Raw genomic sequence first — 22,564 nt, forward strand, 5'->3', positions numbered from 1 at the left:
CCGCCCGCTGTTGCCGCTTGCTCGGCGGACGGGTGAACCAGAGTGCTGCACCGATCAATCCGCCCGCCGCCGCGGCGGTCAACGGCACCGCGATTCCCCGGATGCCCGCCTCGACGAGCAGGCTCTCCATCGGTGCTCTGCTCACCATGCCGGTGCCGAACTGCGGCGCCAGCCGCGTCAGCGTCGCCGCGGCGGTGAAGGTGAGCGCCGCCAGAGTGCCGATCATGAAGCCGTCCAACGCTTCTCGCGACGACGGTCGCAGCAGCCGAACGAGCACGGCAGGCAGCAGCATGAGTAGGACGCCGCCGAGCGGGATGCCGATGCCGTCGCGCAGCAACCGCGCACCCACCACTGCGGCACCCAACGCGACACCGTACGAGCGCGCGACCATCGCTCCGGTCAGCAGGACCCAGCCGACGCCGAGTCCCGCCGCCAACACGGTCGCCAAGGCGATGTAGCGAAGGGGCAAGTCGCGCAACGCATCCGACTCGTAGAGGTACAGGCCAAACAGCAGCGGCAGGCCGAGCGCCGCGACCGTCACCAGCGCAGCGGGCAACCGCAGCAGGGTCACAGCGATCAGCACCGCGAGCAGCACCGCCAGGCCGACGCGAAACGCGGTCCGTGATCGCTGCGGCAGATGCGGAAACAGCGAGCTCGCGACCGACAGCGCAAGCAGGTGCTCGTCGGGCGCGGCGCCGAAGTCGCGCAGCCGCAACCAGTCCGGGCCCTCGCCGCGCCGCGGGGTCAGATGGCAGCCGCACAATCCGCAGTACTCGCCCGCGGGCACGTCCACCCGGCAGACCCGGCATTCGGTGGTTGGAACGGGGTTGCTCATACCGACACCTTCTGCAGGATGAGCAGGTTGCGCACCAGGTTGTCGACGTCCGGGGTGCCCAGGCCGCTGACGAGGTCATAGCCGGGTGCGGCGTCGGCGACGACGTTGCCGCCGAGCGTCACATCTCGGAAAGCCGGAAGCGGAGCGCCCTGCGCGATGCGGTACAGCAGCGGGTTCAGGTCACCGATGGCCCGACCGCCGTTGGCGAGCAGGTACTGGTTCATCACCGCCGTCAGTCCCGCCCAGATCGGTGCCGCCTGCGAGGTTCCGCCACCCACCAGCGGCGTCTGTTTGAAGACGATGCGCACGCCGGTGAACGGATCGGCCACCGCCGAGATGTCCGGGGTGAGCCGGCGGTCGGCGGCGCCCGGCAGGGCACGCTGCCACGGCGGGCGGTCGAACAACGTCGAGGCGCCGCCTCCGGTGCCCACCGACAGTGGAACGTCGAACCAGGCCTGCTCGGACAGCCATCGCCCCTGTCCGTCGGTGGACAGCGTCGTGCCGCCGACACCGGTCATCTCGGGCAGCGACGCGACGGAGTCCAGGCCGATGTCGGCGTCACCCGGCGGCGAGGACCAGTCGGCACCACCCTTGCATTCCAGTCCGGCGAGGTCGCCGCTCGCATCGAACGCCGTCGTGCCATGGGCCTGCGCGGTCGCCAGCGCGGCTCGCACCGGGGCGACGTCGGCTGCCGTGATCAGCTTGTCGCAGCCCCAGCCGATCGACAGGCTCCACACCGCGCCTGGAAACCGCCGGTCGGTCTCGGCGAACATCTCGCCGATCTTCCCGAACGTGCCGTCGGCGGCGACGGTCGGCCGGGCGCTGACGACGACCTTGCGGGCCTGGGGCGCGATCGCGTGCGCCACCTCCAAGTCCATCGTCGTCTCGCCGCGCGGTTCGTCGAGCTGGCCGCCGACCACCTCGGGAGTGAACCGAGGTAGTCGATAGGTGTCGGCGAACGAGTCGAGATCGGCCTGAGCGAAGCCGTCGAACGCGAAGAACACGATCGTCGTGCCCGCTCCGGTGTAACCGGAGGTCGTCAGCGGAGTCACGTTGTAGGTGTTGAGCAGCGCTTGCGGCGTCAGACCTTTGTCCGGCACATCCAGCGGGACGGTCCAGGTGTGCGCGGTGCGGTGCGGCAGATACCCGAGGATCCGGCCGAGTTCGGACACCTCTGCGCGCAGGGCGTCCGGTACGGCGGGCTGTTGCGGGGAGGCGTAGAACACCTGGCCGCGCCGGCCCCGGTAGTCGTGCACCTCGACGTCGAGCGACTCGGCGAGGGCCGCCGCAGGACCCGCCACCACCGCCCACCGCTGTCCCGGATGCCAGCGGACGGACAGTCCGCGACCGGCCGCCCATGCGAAAAGTGCTGCAGGACGGCGGCTTTCGCGTAACGCGACGGTGAGCTGTGCGTCGCGGTCATCCGACGGTCCGAGGTCGCTCGAGTTCGCCAGCAGGTAGGCGTACGGCCCGGTGATCGCCTCAGCGCCCCCGCGTGCGGGGCGCAGGTCGGAGGCGAACATCGACAGGCCGACCACGATCATCGCCAGCGCACCGAGTCGCCGGGCACTCACGGCCGTCGTACGTCCGCAGAACGCCGACCGGTGCTAGCCGGTGCGCGGGTGGGTGGCCGACGGCGCTGGTGGCGCGATGACCGTCGGCGAGAAGGGGTGGGGGCCGTTCGGATCGATGCGCGGTGCCTTCTCGGTGGGCAGGACCGCCGAAGTGCTCGTCGTGGTCGTCGTCGTGGTGGTCGTCGTCTCCTGCGGCCCCTGCTTCCCTTCGTTGGAGCACGAAGCGGCAAACATGACCATCACCACGGCGGCGGTGCCACCGGCGACGGCGGCGATGCGACGACCCAACTGAGCTGACCCCATGGTTTCAGTCCTATCTGTCCCGACCAGTGCCAGAACTCTAAATCAAAATCGGACGAAACGCGCAGCTAGTCGGCCCCGCCCGGCGCTTGCGCACCCGAGTTCAGCGTTGCGAGGGCCTCGTCCACCGACGAATACAGCGAGAAGACCTGATCGAGGCCCGTCAGCTGGATCGGCCGACTGGTCGCTGGGCCGTCTGCGACCACCGCGAATCGGGCGCACTTGCTGACGTTCTCGTGCGTCGCGACCAGCGCCTGCAGGCCCGCGGAAGCGAGGAAGTCCACCGTCGAGAGATCCACCACCAGCGCAGTGGGCTCCTGGGTCAGCGCCTCGGTGATCGCCGCTTGGAACGAGGGGACGGTGGCGAGGTCGACGTCGCCGCCGACGGCCAGCACGGCGATGCCGCCCTCGTGTGAGATCGAGGTGGAAATCGGGTCATTACGTGACAAGGCCGTCCTCCGGTCAACGCCGCCACCACGACGGCAATGGAGCCGAGCTTATCGCGTGACGCGCCCACGCAGATCAAAGCTTGAACGGTTCATGCCGCGATGCGCAGGCTAGTGTCGGAAAGAGACCTGTGCGCTCGGCGATCCTGGTGAGCGCGAGCCGGGAGGGCCGACTGCTCCGAACATGACCGACCCCGCAGATCTTCAGCACCGTCACGAACGGGAGCGGGTGCGCGCCGACGATCTCCAAGATCGCGACGAGTTCCGCGGGGCGTTGGTCAACTCGTTGCAGGAGGGCTTCTTCGTCGCCGACGCCACCGGGTGCGTCATCGAGATCAACGCCGCGTTCGCCGAGATCACCGGATACGGCGACGAAGGCCTGCCCTATCCGATGCCTCATCCGTGGGCGGTCGACGAAGCAGTGGCGAACGAGAGAAGGCGCACGCTCGTCCGCAACGGCAGGATCACCGCCGAGTCGAAGATCCGCCACCGCGACGGCCGCATCCGGTGGGTGGTGATCAGCATCAACGCCGTCTCGGATCCGCAGTCGCGCAGCGGCCTGTACGTCGGCACCATCCGCGACGTCACCGGCCCGCGGGCCGCCGCGGAGCGCGACCGGGCGGTCGCGCGGCTGGCGACCGCGGTGAGCGTCGCCAAGAGCGTTGATGAAGTACTGGGCATCACGCTGGCACAGTGCCGGCTACCGCTGGACGCGCAACGGCTGATGGCGATCATGTGGCCCAAAGCCGAGGGCGAGCAGCCGACGGTTCGGGTCGCCGGCGAACCGGCGGTGGCCGGCTGGGACGACCTCAGCGACGACTGGCGCCGCACGTTCGAAGACGCCCGCAGGTGGATACCGCTGACCGTGACGCCGGTGGGCGGGGCGCCCAGCGCCGGCACCACAAGGGGTTTCGTCGCTGTGCTGTCCGGCGCTCGAGACGTCGTGCTGTGCCTCGAGCACCGCGTTCCGCGGGTCGTCAGCGCAGAGGACCGGCGCCTGGTCTCGGCGCTGGTCGGCCACCTCAGCCTGGCCATGCAGCATGTCCGGCAGTTCGAGACCGCCCGGGAGACGTCGCTGACGTTGCAGCGGTCACTGCTGGCCCCGACCGATCTGCCGGCGGGTTTCGCCGTCCGCTACGAGCCCGCGGTGCACCCGCTCGAGATCGGCGGCGACTTCTACGACGTGCTTCCCGTCGGCGAAGGCCGAATCGGGCTGGTGGTCGGTGACTGCGTGGGCCGCGGCCTGGCGGCCGCCGCGGTGATGGGGCAGTTGCGCGCGTCGACGCGAGCTTTACTGCTGACCGGCGCGCAGCCGTCGGCCGTGCTCGAACATCTCGACTCCGTCGCCGAGTTCATCCCGGACGCGTTCTGCACCACCGTGTTCGTCGCGATCATCGACACCGCATCGGCGACCGTGCACTACAGCAGCGCGGGACATGTGCCGCCCGTCCTGGTTTCCGATGCGGCGCCTCCGCAGCTACTGGGCGCGGCGCAGTCGGTTCCGCTGGCGGTGCGGCATCCCCGCCCCCGTCCCCAGGCGACTCATCAGCTGGCGCCGGGTTCGACGCTGATGCTCTACACCGACGGGCTGGTCGAACGCCGGCACCGGCCGATCGACGACCAGATCGATCAACTGGCCGCCGTGGTGGCTGATTCGGCGGACCTGCCGATCGAAGAGGTCGCCGACGCGGTGCTGCGCAGGCTGGCACCCGAGCAGGGTTATGACGACGACGTAGCGATCGTGCTCTACCGGTCGCCGCGGGCCGCGCTCGTCATCGACGACGCCGCTACGGCGCCGAAGTTGACCGAGGTTCGGCATCGGTTGGCGGCTTGGCTCACGGCGAATGGTGTGTCCGACACGGCGGCGGCCGACCTCGTCCTCGTCGTCAACGAAGCCTGCTCCAACAGCATCGAGCACGCCTACCGCGGCCGCGATCCCGGCCGCATGCGCGTCGAAGCGGAGCTGCACGACGCCGCCGTTCACGTCCGGGTCAGCGACTTCGGATCGTGGAAGGCGCCGGCCGCCGATCCCGGCACGCGGGGCCGCGGCATTCTGCTGATGCGCGCGGTCAGCGATCACGTCGACCTCGACGGCACTCCGGCCGGCACCACCGTGGAGATGACGTTTGCGCTGACGCCGTGAGCGTTGGGCCGTTCTCGCACAACGGTTTTTAGGACCGGCGCTTGGCGGCCGCCTCCAGTTGCTCCTCGAGTGCGCCTTCGTCACGGCCGAGCGCGATCGTCGCCGCCCCCATCGCGGTCAGCGCGATCGCGATCGCGACGGCCTTGCCGCCGTTGACGGTCATGTCCTCACCGAGCACCAGGGCACCGAGCACGACGGCGATGACGGGTTCGAGCACCAGCATCGTCGGCACGGAGGTCTGCAACGAGCCCGCGTGAAATGCGGACTGTTGCAGGAACACCGCGACGACACCGAGCAGCAGCAGCAGGTACAGCGCGGGCGTGGTGAGCACGGTCGTGACGCCCTCGTGGGTGAGCAGGTGCATGACGATCTTCGTCAGCACCGCGACGACGCCGAACAACACACCTACCGCGACCGCGAGCAGCACCGCCCGCCGCCAGCCGCCCGCGCGGACGGCGATGACGACACACGCCAGCACCGCACACGTGCACACGACCGCGACGAGTGCCGACAGCGGGGCCGAGGCTTCGTAGTCGCCGGGCCGGGTCTTGGCCAGCACCACGAACACGGCCAGCGCCGCGGTGAGCACCATCGCCCACATCCATTCGCCGCGGGTGACCCGGCGATTGGCCAGCCGGGCGCTCAGCGGCAGCGCGAACAGCAGGGCCGACACCAGGATCGGCTGCACCAGCAGCAGCGACCCCTTGGCCAACGCGAGAGCCTGGAAGACGTAGCCGGCCACGGCGGCGGCGGTGCCGGCCCACCACAGCGGTCTGCGCAGCAGCGTCATCACCATCACGCCGCTGACGCCGTGCTCTTCTGGTACGTCCATGGTGGCGCGCTGGCGCACCACGATGCCGACCGCCAGGAAGACCGCGGCGAGCAGAGCGAGAAGAACGACCAGACCCTGACTTATCAAAGCGGGCCTACCAAAGTGTTCGGCTCCTAACCGGCCATGGCGAGCACATCGGACAAGCACAACATATGAACCGCGGGCGCTTGCAGCTGCCCGCTCGGCAGGTTTGGTGCCCCGCCGATCGGGGCATCAAACCGATCATGAACTTGCGACGCTTGATCTTGCTGGCCGGTGGAGTCGTACTGCTGGTCGGAATCATCGGCCTGCTGGTGCCGGTGTCGATTTCGGGCCCCGACAACCAGAAGATCGGGTGCGGCAACGCGATTGCGGCGGACGACTCCGCGGCCCGCCAGGCCAACAGCAATGATCCGAACCAGCTCAAGAACCTGCCGATAATCGACGAGCTGACTCAGGATCCGCCCGATTACGTCGCAGAGTGCCAGTCGGCGGTCTCCGGACGGCGCTCGTGGACCATCCCGGTGGCGATCGTCGGTTTGGTGGTGCTGGTCGGCAGCTTCTTCGTCGGCGGCCGCACCGCCCGGGCGGGTTAGACGGCCTCGCGGCCGCCGGTGACCACACGCAGCCGCGGGACCTCCCCATCGGAACCCTCGGGTGCGATCTTGTCGTTGACGCCTGCCACGACGGCGTCGACGCGGTCGACGGCCCGGTCACACAGGCCCCGCACCTTGTCGCTGGCCGTGTCGACGTCGTCGGCGGCGCTCAACAGATAGGCGCGGAGGTTGAGGCGCAGGCGCTCGCCGGCCGAGCGGACGCGACGGCGCAGCCGATCGTCGATCTCGACCGTGACGTAGGGCATCACGCGAAGCTTCATGGGCCCACACTAGCCGCGAACTACTGGTTCTTCTGCTTGGCTTCCTTGATCGCCTCGCGCCCTTCGGGGCTGGCGGCGGAGTTGCCGGGTTGATTCGCCGACGCGACCTTCGCGTTGCAGTTCAGGTTGAGCAGGACGGTGTTCGTGACCGGTGTGAACCGGTCGCCTTTGAGCCACGGCGCCGGCTGAGAGTGGGTCACGATGCACTGGTCCTGGGGCAGCATATCGCCGGACCTGCTTTCGACGACCGCCTTCTTGCCCGCCTGGCTGAGCTTGGCCGCCGCGTCGCTGTACGTCAGCCCGGTGTAGTCGTCGGCGTTCGCGGTGTCGATAGACGGTCCCGCGCCGAACAGCGTGATCGCTGTCGCCGCGGCGAGGCCGACGGTGCGGAGGTGGAGTCCCGTCATCGGACCTAAAGTAGGGCGACGAACTGCCAGGCCGCTGAAAGCACGGTCGGAGTCTGCTTTCTATCCGGCTAGCTGGTCGCTGGTCTGCGCGAGCGGCCGGCCTGCGGACTCCCGCAACGTCAGGACTGCCGCGAGCGAGACCACGGCGGCCGCTGTGAGGTAGTACGCGGGGGCCAGATGATCGCCGGTCTCCGCGGTGAGCCAGGTGACGACGTAAGGCGTCGTGCCACCGAAACCGGCTACGCAGATGTTGTAGCCGATCGAGAACCCGCTGTAGCGCACCACGGTGGCGAACAGTTCGACGCCCGCCGACACCGCAGTCGAGACGTAGATGGACTCGATGACCGCAAGCCCGCAGTGGGCGGCGACAGCGGCCGTCAGCGATCCCGAATTCAACAGTGCGAACAGCGGATAGCCGAACACGAGGAATGCCAGCGAGCCCGCGATCAGCATCGGCCGGCGTCCGATGCGGTCCGAAAGCGCGGCCAGCGGGAGGATGAGCACCAGCGCAACGGAACTCGCCATCGTCATGGACAAGAACGCGTCGGTTTTGGTGAACCCGAGCGTCTTGATGAAGTAGGTCGGCAGAAACGTGAACACCACGTAGTAGCCGACGTTGAAGACGATGAACACGCCGATCACCTGCAGGATCGGCCGCCAGGACGTCGTCACCGCCTCGCGCAGCGGGGACTTCGCCACCCGCTCGCTCCTGCTGAGCTCGGCGAACTGCGGAGTGTCGTCGAGGCGCAACCGGATGTAGAGGCCGACGAGGCCCAGCGGCCCGGCAAGCAGGAAGGGAATTCGCCAGCCGTAACTCTCCATCGCTGCGGCGGGCAGCAGCGCCTGCAGCAGCGTCACCGACGCCGAGCCGACGAGGAAGCCCAACACGCCGGACCACACCATGAACGTGATCGTCTGCCCGCGCCGGTGTTCATCCGCGAACTCAGCGAGATACACTGCGCCGCCGCCATATTCGCCGCCCGCCGAGAAGCCTTGCAGGCAGCGCAGGAACAACAGCAGCAGCGGGGCTGCCACACCGATCGAGGCGTAGGTGGGCAACAGCCCGATCAGCACCGTCGCGCTGGACATCAGCAGGATCACCAGGGCCAGCACCCGCTGTCGACCGAGTTTGTCGCCGAGCGGCCCGAAGACGAACCCGCCCAACGGCCGCATGAAGAACGCGGCCGCGAATATCGCGAACGTGTTGAGCAGTGCCGCGGTTTCGTTGCCCGCCGGGAAGAACTTCGCGGCGATGAACGTCGCCAGGAAGCCGTAGATGGCGAAGTCGAACCACTCGACCGCGTTGCCGATCGACGCGCCGGTGACCGCCCTGCGGACATCGCTCGGCATGCCACCCTCCTGAAAGTAAGCGTCCCGCTGACCATTTCGCTTACCAGCCGATAAGCAGTCCTACGACGATATCGGGAGCGCGGTGACGTTTTGCGCCGGTTCCCGGTATGCCCTCAACAATCCTCGTCGGGTGGATCGGTGTTGCCCCGCAGGAGTTCTTCGGGGTGGTGCAGCCGGTTGACCTCCGGCGGATGGCTGTCGTTGTGCCACGCCAGTCGCCCGGTTTCGGTGACGCTGGTGCGCCAGCGGCCCTCGCTCACCGCGGTGTGGTCGCGTCCGCAGGCGAAGAACAGCATGTCGGCGTCGGTGACCCCACCGTCTGCCCAGTCCGGGCAATGATGCACCTCGCAGTGGTAACCCGGTTCTGTGCAACCCGGTCGCGTGCACCCCCCATCGCGCGCGTAACAGATGATGCGCTGATCGACGGTGGCGATGCGTTTTTTCCTGCCCAGGTAGAGCGGACGCTCAGTGTGGTCGTCGAAGACCGCGAGATAGTGGATGGCGTCGGTGGCCATCCGGATCACGTCGCGCATCGGCAGCGCGGTGTTGCCGCCGGTGCTCGCCGGCGCCGGCATCCACACGTTCGGGTCGACCGCTGCGTGGGCGGCCTGGTTCAGCTCGGCCAGCGTGGTGCGCACGATGACCGTGACCGCATGCCCGCGATGCTTACCCAGTTCGCCCGACGCAATGCCCGCCTTCAGGCCGAGCTTGATGCCGTCGTGGCACCGCTGCGACATCGACCGATCGTCGGGCGTTTCGGCGACACTGCCGTCGGGCAGGTGTCGCCCCGGCCGCACCGCTGCGGTGGCCGTTTCGACGTAGCACCGTGTTTCTGGGTCGATCCAACCGCTGAGGCGGGACATACCGTCGCGGCCCTGACGACCCAACACCAGCCCACGCCGCCGGGCCCGGTCGGTCTCGTCGTAATGCCCGTCAGGGTTGAAGATCTCGTCGATGCGCCGCCCGACGATGCGCACCGCCTCGGCATCGGTCTTCGCCGCTTCCCGCACCAGGCTCTCCTCGACTTCCGTGCGGTCGGCCACCGAGACGTTGGACGGCAGTCCGTCCATGCAATGCGTGATCACGTGAAGGTGGTCCTCGCCGATCGCGCCCGCCTCGACCGCGTCGGCAACCGCCGGCAGTTCCGGAGGCAGGGGCGCGCCTGTCAATGCCGCTCGCGGACGAATACGGGCTGCGACCTTGAAGCGGCGTTTGAGTTCTTTCGGCGCGATCCGCAACCGTGCCCACAGCTTGTCGATCACATCGGGATCAGGCCCCGTCTCATCCGGTGGATTGGCGAGCTCGGCGAACACGCGGTACATCAACCCGCGGTTGACACGCTGTTGCGTCTCCAGCCGCTCCGCCATCTGCACACGGAACGCGGTGCCCGCCTCATCGGTCGACAGCTCCCGCAGTTCGTCCTGGGCGGCGTCGATCCGATCCAGCAGCACGCGCACACGCCCCCGCGCCACCTCGCCCGTAACGAAACCCGCCATGACTCAACGCTATCCGCCATTCACACGGCGCAGGAGCCCTCAGCGGAACTGCCGAACGATCTGTGGATGAACCCGGAGTTGGGGACAACCGGATGACGATGCCCAAAGTTGTCAGTGCCGAGTGGTACCCGCGTCAGCTACGCGAACCGCTTACCCAGAACGGCCGCGTCGCCAACACCACCGCCCCCAGGACCGCGAGCGGCGCGACCAACGGCACCCACGGCAACGACAGCGGCAGGGCCACCGCCACCAACGCAACGGTCGTGAAACCGAGCGCCCCAAGCGCTGTCGGCATCGAGATGACGCCCGTGTGCCGCAGCACCAGATACGCCGCCGCCGACAAACCGCACACCGCGGCGACCGCAGGCGCCGCCGAGCCGACCACGATCGCCGCGGACATCGACAGCACCGCCAGCGTGGCCACTACGCGAAACACGTTGCCTATCAACACGAAAGCGACAGCAACCGTGCAAATCACCAGCGCCGCGCCGTCGGCCTGCAGCGCGGCAGCAGCCACCATCACCAGGCCGAACGCCGTCGACAACGCCCTGTTCACAACCCGGTTCACCGTCGCCTCCGCACTCGATGTTCGGGCACCAACTGCATGGCCTGGTCGAGCGTGTTCTCCTCACGCCACGCCACGATGTCGACACCGACGGTCCCCATGTCGCGATACATGAACGACCGCTGCAGCGACCACATCCGGGCCACCAGCGGGTCGCAGCCGTCCTCAAACGGCGCACCCTGCAGCACGTCGACCGCGACGACGGTGTGCCCGCGCTTGCGCAGGTCGATCAACGCCAGCGCGAACTCGGTGTCGAGCATCGTCGAGAACGCGACGACGACTGCGCCGGGCGGGACCGCCGCGCGCGGAGCGAGCGTGCCCGAAGTGGTGTCGTAGCCGCCGCTCACGCCCAGCATCGCGTCGAGCACGCGGTAGAACTGCCGTCGGCCGATGTCGGCGCCCAGCCAGCGCGGGTGCCGGTCTCCGAGCGCGACGACGCCGGCCCGGTCGCCGCTGCGCAACGCGCTCTGCACCACCTGCACCGCTCCGCGTGCGGTGCGCTCGGTGGCTTCGGTCGCGGGTCCGGCCGGTTGCGCGTAGTTGTCGATCAGCACCACGACGTCGACGGCGCGGTCCGTGAGCCGCTCGGTGACATGCAGGCTGCCTCGCCGGGCGCTCACCGCCCAGTTGACCGTTCGCAGATGATCGCCCGGCACATATCGTCGGACGTCGGCGTACTCGACGCCCGGGCCGATGTGCCGGGTCAGATGGGTGCCGAGCCGGTCGAGGAGTTCGGTGCGTGGCAGCGCAGTGGACTGCGGCGGGGTCATCGGGAACACGTAGACGTCCGCGGCGTCGACCGTTCCGGTGCCCTCGACCAGTCCACCGCGCGCGGAGACGGTCACCTGCGCCTGCAGGGGGTACCGCCCCCACCGGGTGGCTGACGCGGTCACTGTCTGCCGGCTTGCGCTCTGGCGATCGGTGTCCTCGAGCGTCATCCCCTTGACTGCAACGGTTCTCACCGCTACCGCGTCGTCTCCGGCCTCCGCCGACACCGTGATCCGCGCCGGTTCCCCCTCGAAGCACCGGTGGAGGCCGGGGTCACTGTGCACACGCACCTGCGGCGACGGCCGCTGCCAGCCGACCGAGCACAGCACGCCGATCAGCGGTGCGGCGAAGACGACCAGTTGCCACCGCGAAAGGATCACCGCCGCGGCCATGGACACCGCCGCAACGGTCAGCAGCGCCTGCGCGAGAGACGAAGCACGCCAGCGTAACTCGACTTCCGCGGAGCGGGCGTCGATCACGAGTCGGTCCGCGGCACCGGCAGCCGGCGCAGCAGTTCGTCGACCACATCGCTGCCCCGGACGCGCCTCACCCACATTTCCGGCCGTAACGTGATGCGGTGCGCAATCGCCGGCACGGCAAGCGATTTCACGTCCTCTGGTACGACGTAGTCGCGGCCGAGCAGCAGTGCCCGCGCACGGGCGAGTTGCACGAGGTCCAGCTCGGCCCGGGGGCTGGCGCCGACAGCGATCTGCGGGTGCTGACGGGTGGCGGCGGCCAACGCCACGACATAGCGCAGCACGTCGTCGTGCACGGTGACCTGCTCGACGGACTCCCGCATCGCGACGAGGTCGTGCGCGTCGACGACCTGCGCGACGGTCGGTTCGGCCGAACCACGGTCGATGCGGCGACGCAACATCGACGTCTCCTCCTGCTCGGACAGGTACCGCAGTTCGAGCCGGATCGTGAAGCGGTCGAGCTGGGCTTCCGGAAGCGGATAGGTGCCCTCGTACTCGATCGGGTTGTCTGTCGCCAGCACGACGAACGGCGCCGGCAGCTTGTGGGTGGCGCCGTCGATGCTGACCTGGCTTTCAGCCATCGCTTCGAGCAGGGCCGCCTGGGTCTTCGGCGGTGTCCGGTTGATCTCGTCGGCGAGCAGCAAGTTGGTGAAGATCGGCCCGGGCCGAAACTCGAAGCGGCCCGACTGCATGTCGTACACCGTGGAGCCGAGCAGGTCTGCGGGCAACAGGTCAGGGGTGAACTGCACGCGCTTGAACTCCAGGCCGAGCGCAGCCGCGAACGATCTGGCGATCAGCGTCTTGCCGAGACCGGGCAGATCCTCGATGAGCACATGCCCGCCGGCCAGCACGGTGGTGAGGATCAGCGACAGCGCCGCGCGCTTGCCGACCACCACCCGCCCGATCTCGTCGAGCACCGTCTCGCAGTTCGCGGTCGTCGTCGCCGCGGGAAGTCCCGCCGTCATACCCGCTCCAACCGTTGCAGAATCTCGTCGAGCGTCGCGCGGCCGGGCCCGGGTTTCTCCACCCGGCCCTTCTCGACGTTCTCGGGGTTGACCCACTGCCAGAGCTCGGGGCCGAACAGCATCTCACCGGTCGCGTGATAGGCGGCGCGGTTGCGCGTCCGCCGCTGGCCCGTCGCCAACTCGAACTGCCTGGCGAGCATGGGCCGAAGATGCCGGTCCCAGTCGGTGCGGGTGGCCTCCGAGCGGCTGATCAGTGTCTCGGTGCGAGACCGCCAGCGGCGCAACGATTCCGCAGCATCATCGGTGATCACCGGCTCGGCACCGATGTCGGCTTCGCGGGCGAGCTGCCATCGCAAGCCGAGCAGCGCCAACGCGAGCGCGCAGCCCGCGATGATCAGCACCAGTTGCCGGTCGCGTCCCGCGATGGCGATCAGCTCCGCACCGGCGACCAACAGAAACGCCGCTGCCACAAGTCTTTTCACGGCGTCACCACCGAGGGGCGCTGCGGTAGCTCGGCCAGCACCCGGTTCAGGACCTGCACGGCGGCATCGCGGTGGGACTCGTTCATCACATGCGGCGAGAATCGCGCCTCTTCGAACAGGTCGACGAGTTCGGTTGCGCTGTCGGAGCGCAACGCGCCGCTGGCGACCGCGCGGGCGAGGACTTCCGTCGGCGTGTCGTACGCCTGGGGCGCCGCACCGGGGACCCGCGTCAGCTCGCGTTCCATCGCGGCGTAGCACGCGATGATCGCCTCCCGCGGCTCGCGGCTGAGGTCACCGATCTCGGCGAGCCCGACTTCGGCCGCCCTGGCGAGCGACGTGGTGGCCGCCGGTGCGGTCGGTCCTCGGACAGCCGCTACGGGAGCCGCCGGAGCCGGGAGGTGTCCCTGACGCCGGGAAGTGACCGCTGTGCCGACGACGACGAGCGCCATCAGGATCAGCATCGGTGGGATGAGATAGCTGACGACGTTTCCGTCGGCCTCGTCGTCGGCCCCGTCGTCGTCGGCCGGCGGACGCGGCGACGGCGGATCGTCGCGGACCGCGCGCTCGGAATTGGCCGTGGGGCCGGGCTGCTCGATCGGCCCCGGTTGCACAACGCGCGACAGCACCGCTATCAGCACCAGCAGTCCGATGACCGCCGCGAGCGCGACGATCGCGAACCGCCACGTCGGCCGGTCTGCGGAGCCGGCGCTGCGCGGCAACTCGCCCATCGGGGTGCGGCGGGGACGCCTGTCCCTCATCCGCACGATGATCGCGAAGCCGATGATCGCAACCGCCGCGCACAGCAATACGACCACGGCGGCCAGCGCCACCGGATTGCTGCGGTGCGGTTCTGCTCGCTCGACGGTTCGCTCGACCCCCGGGACGTAGCCGCGCAGCGCCCACACGGCAAGCACCATGAGCGTGATCACCACAATCACGCGTCGCGTCGACGTGTCGGAAGCGCCCATGGCCCTGAAACCATCCTGGCACGGAAGGACACCCGCGAGCGTTCAGATGGCGCGATACGTTCGACGCCATGACCACCACACTGCAGGCCCCCGAAGTCGCCGCCGCACTCGACCGGATGTACGCCGAGTCCCGCGATCAGATGAGCGCGCTGCGGGACCGGGGCGCCGACTTCGCCCGCCTGTCCGACGCCCAGGAGCGGGCCGACGCGTTCAGCGACTTCTACCTGCCGGTCACGCCGGAGGCCGGTCGCCTGCTCTACGCGCTGGTGCGGGCGAGCAGACCTGCGACCGTCGTCGAATTCGGCATGTCGCTCGGAATCTCCGCTATCCACCTGGCCGCGGCCGTGCGCGACAACGGCAGCGGGCGGGTCGTCACCACCGAACTGAGCGCGGCCAAAGTCGCCGCCGCAAAGAAGACGTTCGCCGACATCGGCCTCGACGACGCGATCACCGTCCTGGCCGGCGATGCGCTGAGCACCCTGCAAACCGTGGAGGACGCAGTCGATTTCGTACTACTCGACGGCTGGAAGGAGCTTTACCTGCCGGTGCTCGAGTTGCTGCAGCCCCGTCTGTCGCCGGGCGCTCTGGTCATCGCGGACAACACGTCGATGGCCGAACTCGCGCCGTACCTCGACTACGTGCGCGACCCGGCCAACGGTTATGTGAGCGTGCCGTTCCCGGCGCGCGAGAGCGACAGCATGGAGATCAGCTGTCGCGCAGTCACTTGACGCGCTTCTTGGCTTCCTTCACGAGGGCCGCGGCGTCACGGCTGGCCTGCTTGGCTTTGTCGTAGGCGTCTTGCGCGGCGGCCAGCGCGTCCTCGGCGTCCTGCAGGCGCCGCTGGGCATCCTGGTGCCGCAACCGCGCGGCGGCGAGGTCGGACTGCAGTTCGGACAGTGCCTCGTCGGCTTGGGCTTTGGCGTGCTCGGCGGCGGTCAGCGCGGCGCGCGCCTGCTGTTGTTCCCGGCGTGGCGGCGCCTCGTGGTCGTCGCTCGGCGAGGGTTTCGATGCCGGTTCGGGCTTGCGCCTGCTTGCTGGGCTGAAAACGATTGCGGTGTCACCGAACTCGCCGAACCCGGACCATTCTTCAGCCTTGGTGAGCCGGCCGAGCCGGTCCGCGACGCCGGGGTCGGCGACGGCTGCCTGCAAAGTGCCGGTGACGTCGTCGCGCAGTGCGCCGGTGGGACTCTTGAGCTCTGCCTCCTCGAACGCCGCGCGGGTCAGGTCGTGGACCAGTCGGCGCTGTTCGGTGGACAGCTCGCGGATACGTTCACCGTCCATGGCCGCGTGCGCGTCGCGCAGCCGCTCACCGAGGTCTTTCAGCCGGCCCTTGACGTCTTCGCCACCGAGCGCGAGCCGATTGACCACCCATGCCGCGGTCGTCGGTTTGCGCGCTGCCGAAATCCGTTTCGCCGCGTCGCTGTCGCCCCGCTTCTTCGCGGCGCCGGCGAGCTTGGTGCGCAGCTCGGTGAAGTCCTCCGGCCTGGCCGCATACAGTTCGTCGAGCGCGTCGTCGCCCATCACGCCTCCTCAGGCCATGCCGAACGGTGCCAGCAGATCGGCCGTTCGCCACCAGATCAGCAGCGCGAACAACACCAACGCCGCCGCGGTGGCTCCGGCCTGGACGACGTTGCGTGAACCTCGAGGTGCGTAGGCGTACGCCGTGGCGATAGCCGCTCCGGTCACCAGCCCGCCGATGTGGCCCTGCCAGCTGATGTTCTGCGAGCTGACCAGCGGTATGACGAACGTGAAGGCGAGGTTGATCGCGATGAGCGCGACCACCCAGCGCACGTCCATGTTCAGCCGCCTGCCGACCACGAACACCGCGCCGAACAACCCGAAGATCGCGCCCGACGCTCCTGCGGTCTGCGCGACGGGCGCGGACAGCAGGTACACCAGCACCGAGCCGCCCAATGCGCTGAGCACGTACAGAGTCGAGAACCGCAGCCTGCCGAGTGCCGCTTCCAGCGGCGGACCCACCACGTACAGGGCCCACATATTGAACAGGATGTGCGCGGCGCCGTAGTGCAGGAACGCCGACGTGAGCAGGCGGTACAGCTCGCCGTCGGCGACGGCGTAGGACTGCAGCACCAGTTCGCGTTGCAGGCCCGGCACGGAGATCTGCAGTGCGAACATCACCACGTTCAACGCGATCAGCACGTAGGTGACCACCGGTCGGTTCGACGTGAGCTCGCCGAATTGAGTTCGCACCGGCCGGATCTCCCGGGCACCGGCGTCGACGCATTCGACGCACTGGTGGCCGACCGCGGCGTCGCGCATGCACTCCGGGCAGATGAAGCGGTTGCACCGGGCGCAGCGCACATACGTCACGCGGTCAGGGTGCCGGTAGCACGTCGGCGTCACCGGTGGTGTGGTCACAGCGTGCCGAACAGTTCGATCCAGTTGCCGTCGGGGTCGGTGACGAACATCCAGCCCATGCCCGGCACCGGCGCGAACTCGGTGAGCGGTTCGACGACCTCGTACTCGGAGGCGGCGAACGCCTCGGCGACACCGCGCAGGTTGTTCACCCCGATCGTGAAGTAACGCAGGCCCGCCTGCGCGCGGCCACCTCCGGCCGCTACCGGCACCGGCGGCGGGGGCGTGTAGGTCACCAGCTTGAGGACGCTGTCGCCCAGCGTGTAGCGCCGCTGTGATCCGCCGGGGAACTCGATCTCACCCTGCGGTTCGAGTTCGAGGAATCCCTCGTAGAACGCGACCATCGCGTCGAGGTTCGTCGTCACCAGGCCGACTTCGATGCCGGGGCTCAACAGGTCCAGCTTCACACAGCCCACCTTAGGTTCAGCGCCGCCCGGAGCCTCGAACGGTGACACCGTCGATAACGATTCGGTATCCGTCCAGATCACGATCACCTAAGGACCGCCGACGAATTCTGAGAGTTTTCAAGATCGCGCAGAATATCTGGCCGCGCGCTTATCGACTTTCACCGAAATTGCGGTACAGATCACGCCGAATTCGTGTAACGCCTGCGTGCGTCGCATTTCTGCTCGCCTTTGCTGTGTTTTGCACCGGTTTGCCTTGGGTACCTTGGTTTTCGGGACCGGGGGGAACGCAGCCGACAGCGCTGCGAACGCAATGCACGCAACACATTCACGCAACACAAAAGGGAAAAGCAATCATGAAATTCCGTGGTATCGCCGCGCGCCGGCCGCTCGCCGGCGCCTGTGCCGCCGGCCTTCTCGGGGGCCTGGCGGCAGCAACCATCACCGCGCCGTCGGCGATGGCCGCACCGGACTGCAGCGCCAGCGCCGTGTCCGGCACCGTCAGCTCTGTGACCGGGTCGGCCCGCACGTACCTGGACAACCACCCGGGTGCCAATCAGGCCGTGACCACCGCGTTCAGCCAGCCGCGTGAACAGGCAGCGGCCACCCTGCGCGGATACTTCACCGCCAACCCGCAGGAGTACCAGGACCTGCGCGGCATCCTCTCGCCGATCGGTGACGTGCAGCGCACCTGCAACATCCAGGCGCTGCCGCCGAACCTCGCGTCGGCCTACGACGAGTTCATGGCCGGCTGAGGTTGCAGTCGACTCCGCTTGAATCGACCCGTCGCCGCAGCTCACAGCTGTGGCGACGGGTTTTTTCCCGGGCACCTGGACGCATGCGCTTAGACTGTCTCCCTATGAAGCTGACCCGACCCGCGGCCGTCGCCGTGGTACTCCTCGCCCTCGGCGGGGCGGGTGTGGCGGCCGCGCAGCCCGATGAGCCCCACATTCCGGGGACGACGACCGCTCCTGGACCGTCCGCCGCACCGGGACCGTCCGCCGCAGCGAGCCCGTCCGACGCCCCGCAGACCTCGGCTGCCCCTGGTTCCTCCGACGCTGCCGCGCCGCCGGCGGCGCCGGCCACGTCCATCCAGAAGGACGGCACCTACAAGGTGGGCGTCGACATCGTTCCGGGGACCTACGCGTCGGCCGGACCGGCCGCCGCCGACGGCGCCTGCTACTGGAAGCGCGTCAACAACAGCCAGGTGCCCGACAACGCGCTCAGCAAGAAGCCTCAGGTGGTTCGCATCGAGCCGACAGACACCGCGTTCACCACCAACGACTGCCAGCCGTGGCAGCAGACCAACGCCGCACCACCCCCACCTGCCTCGCCCGGTGACGTGCTCGGACAACTCGGGGCGTTCATCGGCAAAGGCATGCTGAGCGGCGCGCCCGGCTAACCTGTCGCGGTGGCCGCGTTGCACGCCGATGTCGCCGGACTGGCGCCGCTGCTCGGCGTCTGGTCCGGTCGGGGTTCCGGCGAGTACCCGACAATCGAGCCGTTCGGTTACACCGAGCAGATCTCCTTCGCTCATGTCGGCAAGCCGTTTCTGGCGTATCGACAAACGACCACGGCCGACGACGGCAGGCCGCTGCACGCCGAGACGGGTTTTCTGCGGGTGCCGTCGCCCGGCCGCGCCGAATGGGTGCTCGCCCACCCGAACGGGCTCACCGAGATCGAAGAGGGCACGCTCGCTGTCAGCGGTTCCGTCATCGAGCTCGAGCTGAGCTCGACGGCCGTCGGTCGCACCACATCAGCGAAAGTCGTTACGGCGCTAAGCCGTTCGCTACGCGTCGCGGGTGACGAGCTCACCTACACGCTGCGGATGGCCGCAGTGGGCCAGCCCATGCAGCATCATCTGGCCGCGACACTGCACAAGACGGCAGAAGGGTGACACCGGACGGGAGGATCGACGTCCCCGCCGACCTCGACGCCGTGACAGCGGTGGGTGAGGAAGACCACTCCGGCGTCGACCCGGCGTCGGTCGAGCGGATCTGGGAGTCCGTCCGCCACTGGTATCGCGCCGGCATGCACCCGGCGATCCAGTTGTGCCTGCGCCACGACGGCAAGGTCGTGCTGAACCGGGCGATCGGCCACGGCTGGGGAAACGGTCCGGCCGATCCACCGTCGGTCGAGAAAGTGCCCGTCACCACCGAAACGCCGTTCTGCGCCTACTCGGCGGCCAAAGCGATCACGTCGACCGTGGTGCACATGCTCGTGGAGCGGGGCTGCTTCTCGCTCGACGACCGCGTCTGCGAGTACCTGCCCAGCTACACCAGCCACGGCAAGCACCGCACCACGATCCGGCACGTGATGACCCACAGCGCCGGCATCCCGATCCACACCGGCCCGCGGCCGGACCTGAGCCGCATGGACGACAGCGAGTACACCCGTGAAAAGCTCGGCGAACTCAAACCCCTGTACCGCCCTGGGCTTGTGCACATCTACCACGGGCTGACGTGGGGTCCGCTGATCCGTGAGATCGTCGGCGCGGCAGCGGGCCGCAACATCCGCGACATCCTGGCGACCGAGATCCTGCAGCCGCTGGGTTTCCGGTGGACCAATTACGGCGTTGCGCCCCAAGATGTTCCGTCGGTGGCGCCGAGCCACGCGACCGGAAAGGAGCTGCCCCAACCCGCGGCCACCGTGTTCCGGTTGGCCGTCGGCGGCTCGCTGTACAAGATCATCCCGTTCTCCAACAGCCCGCAGTACCTCACCAGCGTGCTGCCGTCGTCGAACACCGTGTCCACGGCCTTCGAGTTGTCGCGGTTCGCCGAATTGCTGCGGCGGGGCGGCGAACTCGACGGCGTGCGGATCATGGCCCCCGAGACGCTGCACGCCGCGACCGCCGAAAGTCGACGGCTGCGGCCGGACGTTGCGGTCGGGCTGGCCCCGCTGCGCTGGGGCACCGGTTACATGCTCGGGTCGAAGCGGTTCGGGCCGTTCGGGCGCAACGCGCCGTCGGCGTTCGGGCACACCGGTCTGACGAACATCGCCGTGTGGGCCGATCCGCAACGGCGGCTCGCCGCGGGACTGATCAGCAGCGGCAAGCCCGGACCGCACCGCGAAGCCAACCGTTACACCGCACTGCTGGACCGCATCACGTCAGAGCTGCCACGCACGCCGCGGTAGAACCCGCGCCAGACGATCCAGGGCATCAGCACCCGGTCGATCGACCAACCGGGGAACCGGAATGCCTGTCCGCGCGGCGTGAACACCTCGAGCCCATCGGGTTGCGGGCCGAGCACCGAACCCCAGCGACGGCTCGCCGGGCGATAGGCACGGAGCGGTCGGCCCGCCAACTCGGCGCGGATGTTGCGCGCCAACAGGCCGTCGGCGCGGTTGCGGGCCGACGAGCGCAGGGCGTCGGTCGCCGCGACGTCACCGATCGCGAACACCTCGCGCCGGCCGGGCACCTGCAGCGCCGGTGTGACGCGAACGAAGCCGTCCTCGTCGAGTAGCTCGGGCGGCAGCCACTGCGTGTTGGGCCGGACCCGGCCGATCGCCCACAACACGGCATCCGCGACGGTGTCCGCCTGGCCGGTGCTCCACTGCACCGGTCCGGAAGTGATCTCGTCGCAACCGAAACCGTCCGGCAGCGCTGCCCGGTGACCGGCGTACGTCTCGACGCCCAGCTCGGCCAGTCGACGGCTGACCCGGTCCCAGACGCGGGCGTGGTGGTGCACCAGCGCACGTTCGCCGGGGAAGTACAACTGCACGCGTTTGTCGGGCCATGTCCTGGCGAGGTTCGCGGCGCTGCTCACCGCGGCCGCGCCACCGCCGATGACGACGACGGAACGGGCCGCGGCCAGACGCTGGTGCGCCGCTCGTATATCGGTGTCGATTTCGCCGGCGGTCTGGACGAGCGGTCGACGCCAGAAGCCATTGGTGACTCCGGTCGAAATGACCAGCGCGTCATAGGGTTCGGCCGTGAGCGCGCCATTCGCCAACTGCACGAGCACTTTTCGCGCTTCGAGGTCGACCCCGGTCAGCGTGCCGTGCACGGTTCGCACGGAGTCGAGGCCGCGAAACCGGTCGAACGTGATCCAGTTGTACCGGATCCAGTCGTTCGGCCGGCTCAGCCGCATGCCGAGTTCCTGACCGCTCAGCAGGCCCGGCTTGGCGGAGATGCCGACAACGTCGGCGTGCCGAGCAAGCTTGATCGCGGTCAGCACACCGCTGTCGCCCAACCCGGCGATGACGACGCGCGGACGGTGCCCGGCCTGCATGCATGCAGCCTAGCCCGACGACGATCAAGCGGCCGAAGGTCGCGCTGAGGAGTCGGGCCATCCAACCTAGGCATCCGGCAGGCTGCCGACCTCCAGACCCGCGATCTCGGACTGCCCGTCGAAGATCACCCGCCCGAACTGCTTGACCACGCAGCGCAGGCGCCCGCTCAGATGCTCGAAGTCGGTGTCGACGTTGCGGCGCTCGGCGGGTAGCGGCACCGGGAGCGCGTGTGGCTCGAGATGCGTTCCGTCGCCGTGGATTTCGACCTGGTAGCGCAGCGACGTCGCGTGCAGGCTCCACGTGCGCTCCCCGATTTCGGAGCGCACCCACGCCGTCGGCGGCGTCATGCGCAGCACGCGATCGCCCAGCCGGACGACGACCCCGGCCACGTCGCTCTTGAGCGGACCGAGCGCGAGCAGACCACCCGAGAAGGCAACCGACACGTCGTCGGTGCCGAAGTCGTGCGCCTGGCCCCACCACCACCGCTGCGGGAAACCCGCGCCCCAGTTGCGCTCGGTGTAGAGCTTGGCCTTGTCGAAATCCCAGCGATCACCGTCGAATTCCACGGTGCCGCTTGCGCTTCCGCCGAGACGGTAGGGGTGCCAGTACTGGTTGAGGAACGGCACGACCGACGCAAGACCACCCCCGGCGAGCGCCTTGGGCCACCGAACGGGGTCATCGAACCGCATGTCGACGCGCACCCCTGGCAGGTCGACGTGCAGCCGGTCGTATGTCGCATGGAACCGGCCATCGCCGGCATCGAGCGTGAATGGGTCGGCCCCTGCGCTCGCCCGGTCCAGCTCCGCGCTGTACACCCGGTCGCCCGGGTGCAGCGCCACCGCGGTCGTGGCCCAGTCCCCGTCGGGATGCTTGTTCACGCTGAACAGTGCGACGACGACGCGCCCCGAGGCCGCATCGGTGAGCCGCCAGAACCAGCCTTCCATCTCGGTGCCGTGGGAGACCAGCGGGTCGCTGAACGGCAGATCGGCGCCGGTGCGGCGGTACAACCCGGCGAACGGCTCGACGACCTGCGTCGCCGCGCCCCTGGCGTTGTCGAGGACGGTCATGACACCTTGCTTTGACGGTCC

General features: G+C 68.8%; 26 protein-coding genes. 8 read left to right on the forward strand and 18 right to left on the reverse strand.

The annotated features are described in order from the left end of the window. Together A5663_RS17555 and A5663_RS17560 are read right to left on the reverse strand one after the other, a co-directional pair. Positions 1–835, reverse strand: an 835-nt coding sequence (locus A5663_RS17555) for a hypothetical protein (RefSeq protein WP_068151941.1), incomplete at its 3' end; no start/stop codon positions are given. Next, the gene (locus A5663_RS17560) at positions 832–2,358 is read right to left on the reverse strand and encodes a protease pro-enzyme activation domain-containing protein (RefSeq protein WP_231976818.1); all 1,527 of its coding nucleotides are present in this window, start codon (positions 2,356–2,358) and stop codon (positions 832–834) included. The genes A5663_RS17555 and A5663_RS17560, both read right to left, overlap by 4 nt. Before the next feature lie 91 nt (positions 2,359–2,449). On the opposite strand from A5663_RS17560, the gene A5663_RS23865 reads away from it, so the two are divergent. Continuing rightward, the gene (locus tag A5663_RS23865) at positions 2,450–2,701 is read left to right on the forward strand and encodes a hypothetical protein (RefSeq protein WP_068151852.1); all 252 of its coding nucleotides are present in this window, start codon (positions 2,450–2,452) and stop codon (positions 2,699–2,701) included. A gap of 76 nt (positions 2,702–2,777) precedes the next feature. On the opposite strand, the gene A5663_RS17570 is transcribed toward A5663_RS23865, so the two are convergent. Further along, the gene (locus tag A5663_RS17570; RefSeq protein ID WP_068151853.1) at positions 2,778–3,158 is read right to left on the reverse strand and encodes an STAS domain-containing protein; all 381 of its coding nucleotides are present in this window, start codon (positions 3,156–3,158) and stop codon (positions 2,778–2,780) included. A gap of 181 nt (positions 3,159–3,339) precedes the next feature. Here A5663_RS17570 and A5663_RS17575 point away from each other — a divergent pair, with 181 nt between their 5' ends. Beyond that, positions 3,340–5,298 (forward strand): SpoIIE family protein phosphatase, encoded by a 1,959-nt coding sequence (locus tag A5663_RS17575; RefSeq protein ID WP_068151854.1) that lies wholly within the window; start codon positions 3,340–3,342, stop codon positions 5,296–5,298. Positions 5,299–5,326: 28 nt separating this feature from the next. Here A5663_RS17575 and A5663_RS17580 read toward each other — a convergent pair whose 3' ends face one another. After that, positions 5,327–6,217 (reverse strand): DMT family transporter, encoded by an 891-nt coding sequence (locus A5663_RS17580; protein ID WP_068151855.1) that lies wholly within the window; start codon positions 6,215–6,217, stop codon positions 5,327–5,329. Positions 6,218–6,354: 137 nt separating this feature from the next. Between A5663_RS17580 and A5663_RS17585 the strand changes: the two genes are divergently transcribed. Next, positions 6,355–6,705: an aminopeptidase gene (locus A5663_RS17585; protein ID WP_068151945.1), complete on the forward strand. Its 351-nt coding sequence runs from the start codon at positions 6,355–6,357 to the stop codon at positions 6,703–6,705. Here A5663_RS17585 and A5663_RS17590 read toward each other — a convergent pair. From A5663_RS17590 to A5663_RS17630, 9 genes are all read right to left on the reverse strand, one after another. Continuing rightward, positions 6,702–6,986 carry a hypothetical protein gene (locus tag A5663_RS17590; RefSeq protein ID WP_068151858.1) on the reverse strand — a complete coding sequence of 95 codons (285 nt, stop codon included), beginning with the start codon at positions 6,984–6,986 and terminating at the stop codon, positions 6,702–6,704. The genes A5663_RS17585 and A5663_RS17590 overlap by 4 nt on opposite strands. A 20-nt stretch (positions 6,987–7,006) precedes the next feature. Then, on the reverse strand, positions 7,007–7,393 hold the full coding sequence (locus A5663_RS17595) for a hypothetical protein (protein ID WP_068151862.1): 387 nt from the start codon (positions 7,391–7,393) through the stop codon (positions 7,007–7,009). A gap of 60 nt (positions 7,394–7,453) precedes the next feature. Then, positions 7,454–8,743 carry an MFS transporter gene (locus A5663_RS17600; RefSeq protein ID WP_068151863.1) on the reverse strand — a complete coding sequence of 430 codons (1,290 nt, stop codon included), beginning with the start codon at positions 8,741–8,743 and terminating at the stop codon, positions 7,454–7,456. A gap of 113 nt (positions 8,744–8,856) precedes the next feature. Next, positions 8,857–10,239 (reverse strand): HNH endonuclease signature motif containing protein, encoded by a 1,383-nt coding sequence (locus A5663_RS17605; RefSeq protein WP_068151865.1) that lies wholly within the window; start codon positions 10,237–10,239, stop codon positions 8,857–8,859. A gap of 133 nt (positions 10,240–10,372) precedes the next feature. Further along, entirely contained in the window at positions 10,373–10,807 is a 435-nt protein-coding gene (locus tag A5663_RS17610; protein WP_369816659.1) for a hypothetical protein, read from the reverse strand. Beyond that, complete coding sequence (locus tag A5663_RS17615; protein ID WP_068151867.1) at positions 10,804–12,051, reverse strand: DUF58 domain-containing protein; 1,248 nt, start codon at positions 12,049–12,051, stop codon at positions 10,804–10,806. Before A5663_RS17615 ends, A5663_RS17610 begins: the two co-directional genes overlap by 4 nt. Beyond that, positions 12,048–13,013, reverse strand: a complete 966-nt coding sequence (locus A5663_RS17620; protein ID WP_068151880.1) for a MoxR family ATPase — start codon at positions 13,011–13,013, stop codon at positions 12,048–12,050. Before A5663_RS17620 ends, A5663_RS17615 begins: the two co-directional genes overlap by 4 nt. Continuing rightward, complete coding sequence (locus A5663_RS17625; RefSeq protein WP_068151884.1) at positions 13,010–13,495, reverse strand: hypothetical protein; 486 nt, start codon at positions 13,493–13,495, stop codon at positions 13,010–13,012. The genes A5663_RS17620 and A5663_RS17625 overlap by 4 nt, the downstream gene beginning before the upstream one ends. Then, a complete protein-coding gene (locus A5663_RS17630; RefSeq protein ID WP_068151889.1) occupies positions 13,492–14,463 on the reverse strand; it encodes a DUF4129 domain-containing protein in 972 nt (323 codons plus the stop codon). The genes A5663_RS17625 and A5663_RS17630 overlap by 4 nt, the downstream gene beginning before the upstream one ends. Positions 14,464–14,531: 68 nt before the next feature. Between A5663_RS17630 and A5663_RS17635 the strand changes: the two genes are divergently transcribed. After that, on the forward strand, positions 14,532–15,191 hold the full coding sequence (locus A5663_RS17635) for an O-methyltransferase (RefSeq protein WP_068151891.1): 660 nt from the start codon (positions 14,532–14,534) through the stop codon (positions 15,189–15,191). On the opposite strand, the gene A5663_RS17640 is transcribed toward A5663_RS17635, so the two are convergent. Genes A5663_RS17640 through A5663_RS17650 form a run of 3 tightly spaced genes read right to left on the reverse strand, consistent with a single transcriptional unit; the run spans position 15,184 to position 17,246 of the window. Next, positions 15,184–15,984 carry a hypothetical protein gene (locus A5663_RS17640; protein WP_068151894.1) on the reverse strand — a complete coding sequence of 267 codons (801 nt, stop codon included), beginning with the start codon at positions 15,982–15,984 and terminating at the stop codon, positions 15,184–15,186. The genes A5663_RS17635 and A5663_RS17640 overlap by 8 nt on opposite strands. Before the next feature lie 9 nt (positions 15,985–15,993). Further along, positions 15,994–16,842, reverse strand: coding sequence for a rhomboid family intramembrane serine protease (locus A5663_RS17645; protein WP_068151897.1), 849 nt, complete (start codon positions 16,840–16,842; stop codon positions 15,994–15,996). Beyond that, entirely contained in the window at positions 16,839–17,246 is a 408-nt protein-coding gene (locus tag A5663_RS17650) for a VOC family protein (RefSeq protein ID WP_068151948.1), read from the reverse strand. The genes A5663_RS17645 and A5663_RS17650 overlap by 4 nt, the downstream gene beginning before the upstream one ends. 353 nt (positions 17,247–17,599) lie before the next feature. On the opposite strand from A5663_RS17650, the gene A5663_RS17655 reads away from it, so the two are divergent. The 4 genes from A5663_RS17655 to lipE all read left to right on the forward strand — a co-directional run bounded on the left by A5663_RS17655 (position 17,600) and on the right by lipE (position 20,378). Further along, positions 17,600–17,998, forward strand: a complete 399-nt coding sequence (locus A5663_RS17655; RefSeq protein ID WP_068151899.1) for a heme-binding protein — start codon at positions 17,600–17,602, stop codon at positions 17,996–17,998. A gap of 104 nt (positions 17,999–18,102) precedes the next feature. Then, the gene (locus tag A5663_RS17660; protein WP_068151900.1) at positions 18,103–18,645 is read left to right on the forward strand and encodes a hypothetical protein; all 543 of its coding nucleotides are present in this window, start codon (positions 18,103–18,105) and stop codon (positions 18,643–18,645) included. A gap of 9 nt (positions 18,646–18,654) precedes the next feature. After that, the gene (locus A5663_RS17665) at positions 18,655–19,140 is read left to right on the forward strand and encodes a peroxynitrite isomerase (protein ID WP_068151903.1); all 486 of its coding nucleotides are present in this window, start codon (positions 18,655–18,657) and stop codon (positions 19,138–19,140) included. Next, positions 19,137–20,378 (forward strand): lipase LipE, encoded by a 1,242-nt coding sequence (lipE, locus tag A5663_RS17670; RefSeq protein ID WP_068151906.1) that lies wholly within the window; start codon positions 19,137–19,139, stop codon positions 20,376–20,378. The genes A5663_RS17665 and lipE overlap by 4 nt, the downstream gene beginning before the upstream one ends. On the opposite strand, the gene A5663_RS17675 is transcribed toward lipE, so the two are convergent. Together A5663_RS17675 and A5663_RS17680 are read right to left on the reverse strand one after the other, a co-directional pair. After that, positions 20,324–21,475, reverse strand: coding sequence for an FAD-dependent oxidoreductase (locus A5663_RS17675; RefSeq protein ID WP_068151912.1), 1,152 nt, complete (start codon positions 21,473–21,475; stop codon positions 20,324–20,326). The two genes, lipE and A5663_RS17675, sit on opposite strands and share 55 nt — an antisense overlap. Positions 21,476–21,541: 66 nt before the next feature. Next, the gene (locus A5663_RS17680; RefSeq protein WP_082974217.1) at positions 21,542–22,543 is read right to left on the reverse strand and encodes a tocopherol cyclase family protein; all 1,002 of its coding nucleotides are present in this window, start codon (positions 22,541–22,543) and stop codon (positions 21,542–21,544) included. Positions 22,544–22,564 lie beyond the last annotated feature (21 nt).

The sequence above is a fragment of the Mycobacterium sp. E740 genome (genome assembly GCF_001672895.1).
Taxonomy (GTDB): domain Bacteria; phylum Actinomycetota; class Actinomycetes; order Mycobacteriales; family Mycobacteriaceae; genus Mycobacterium.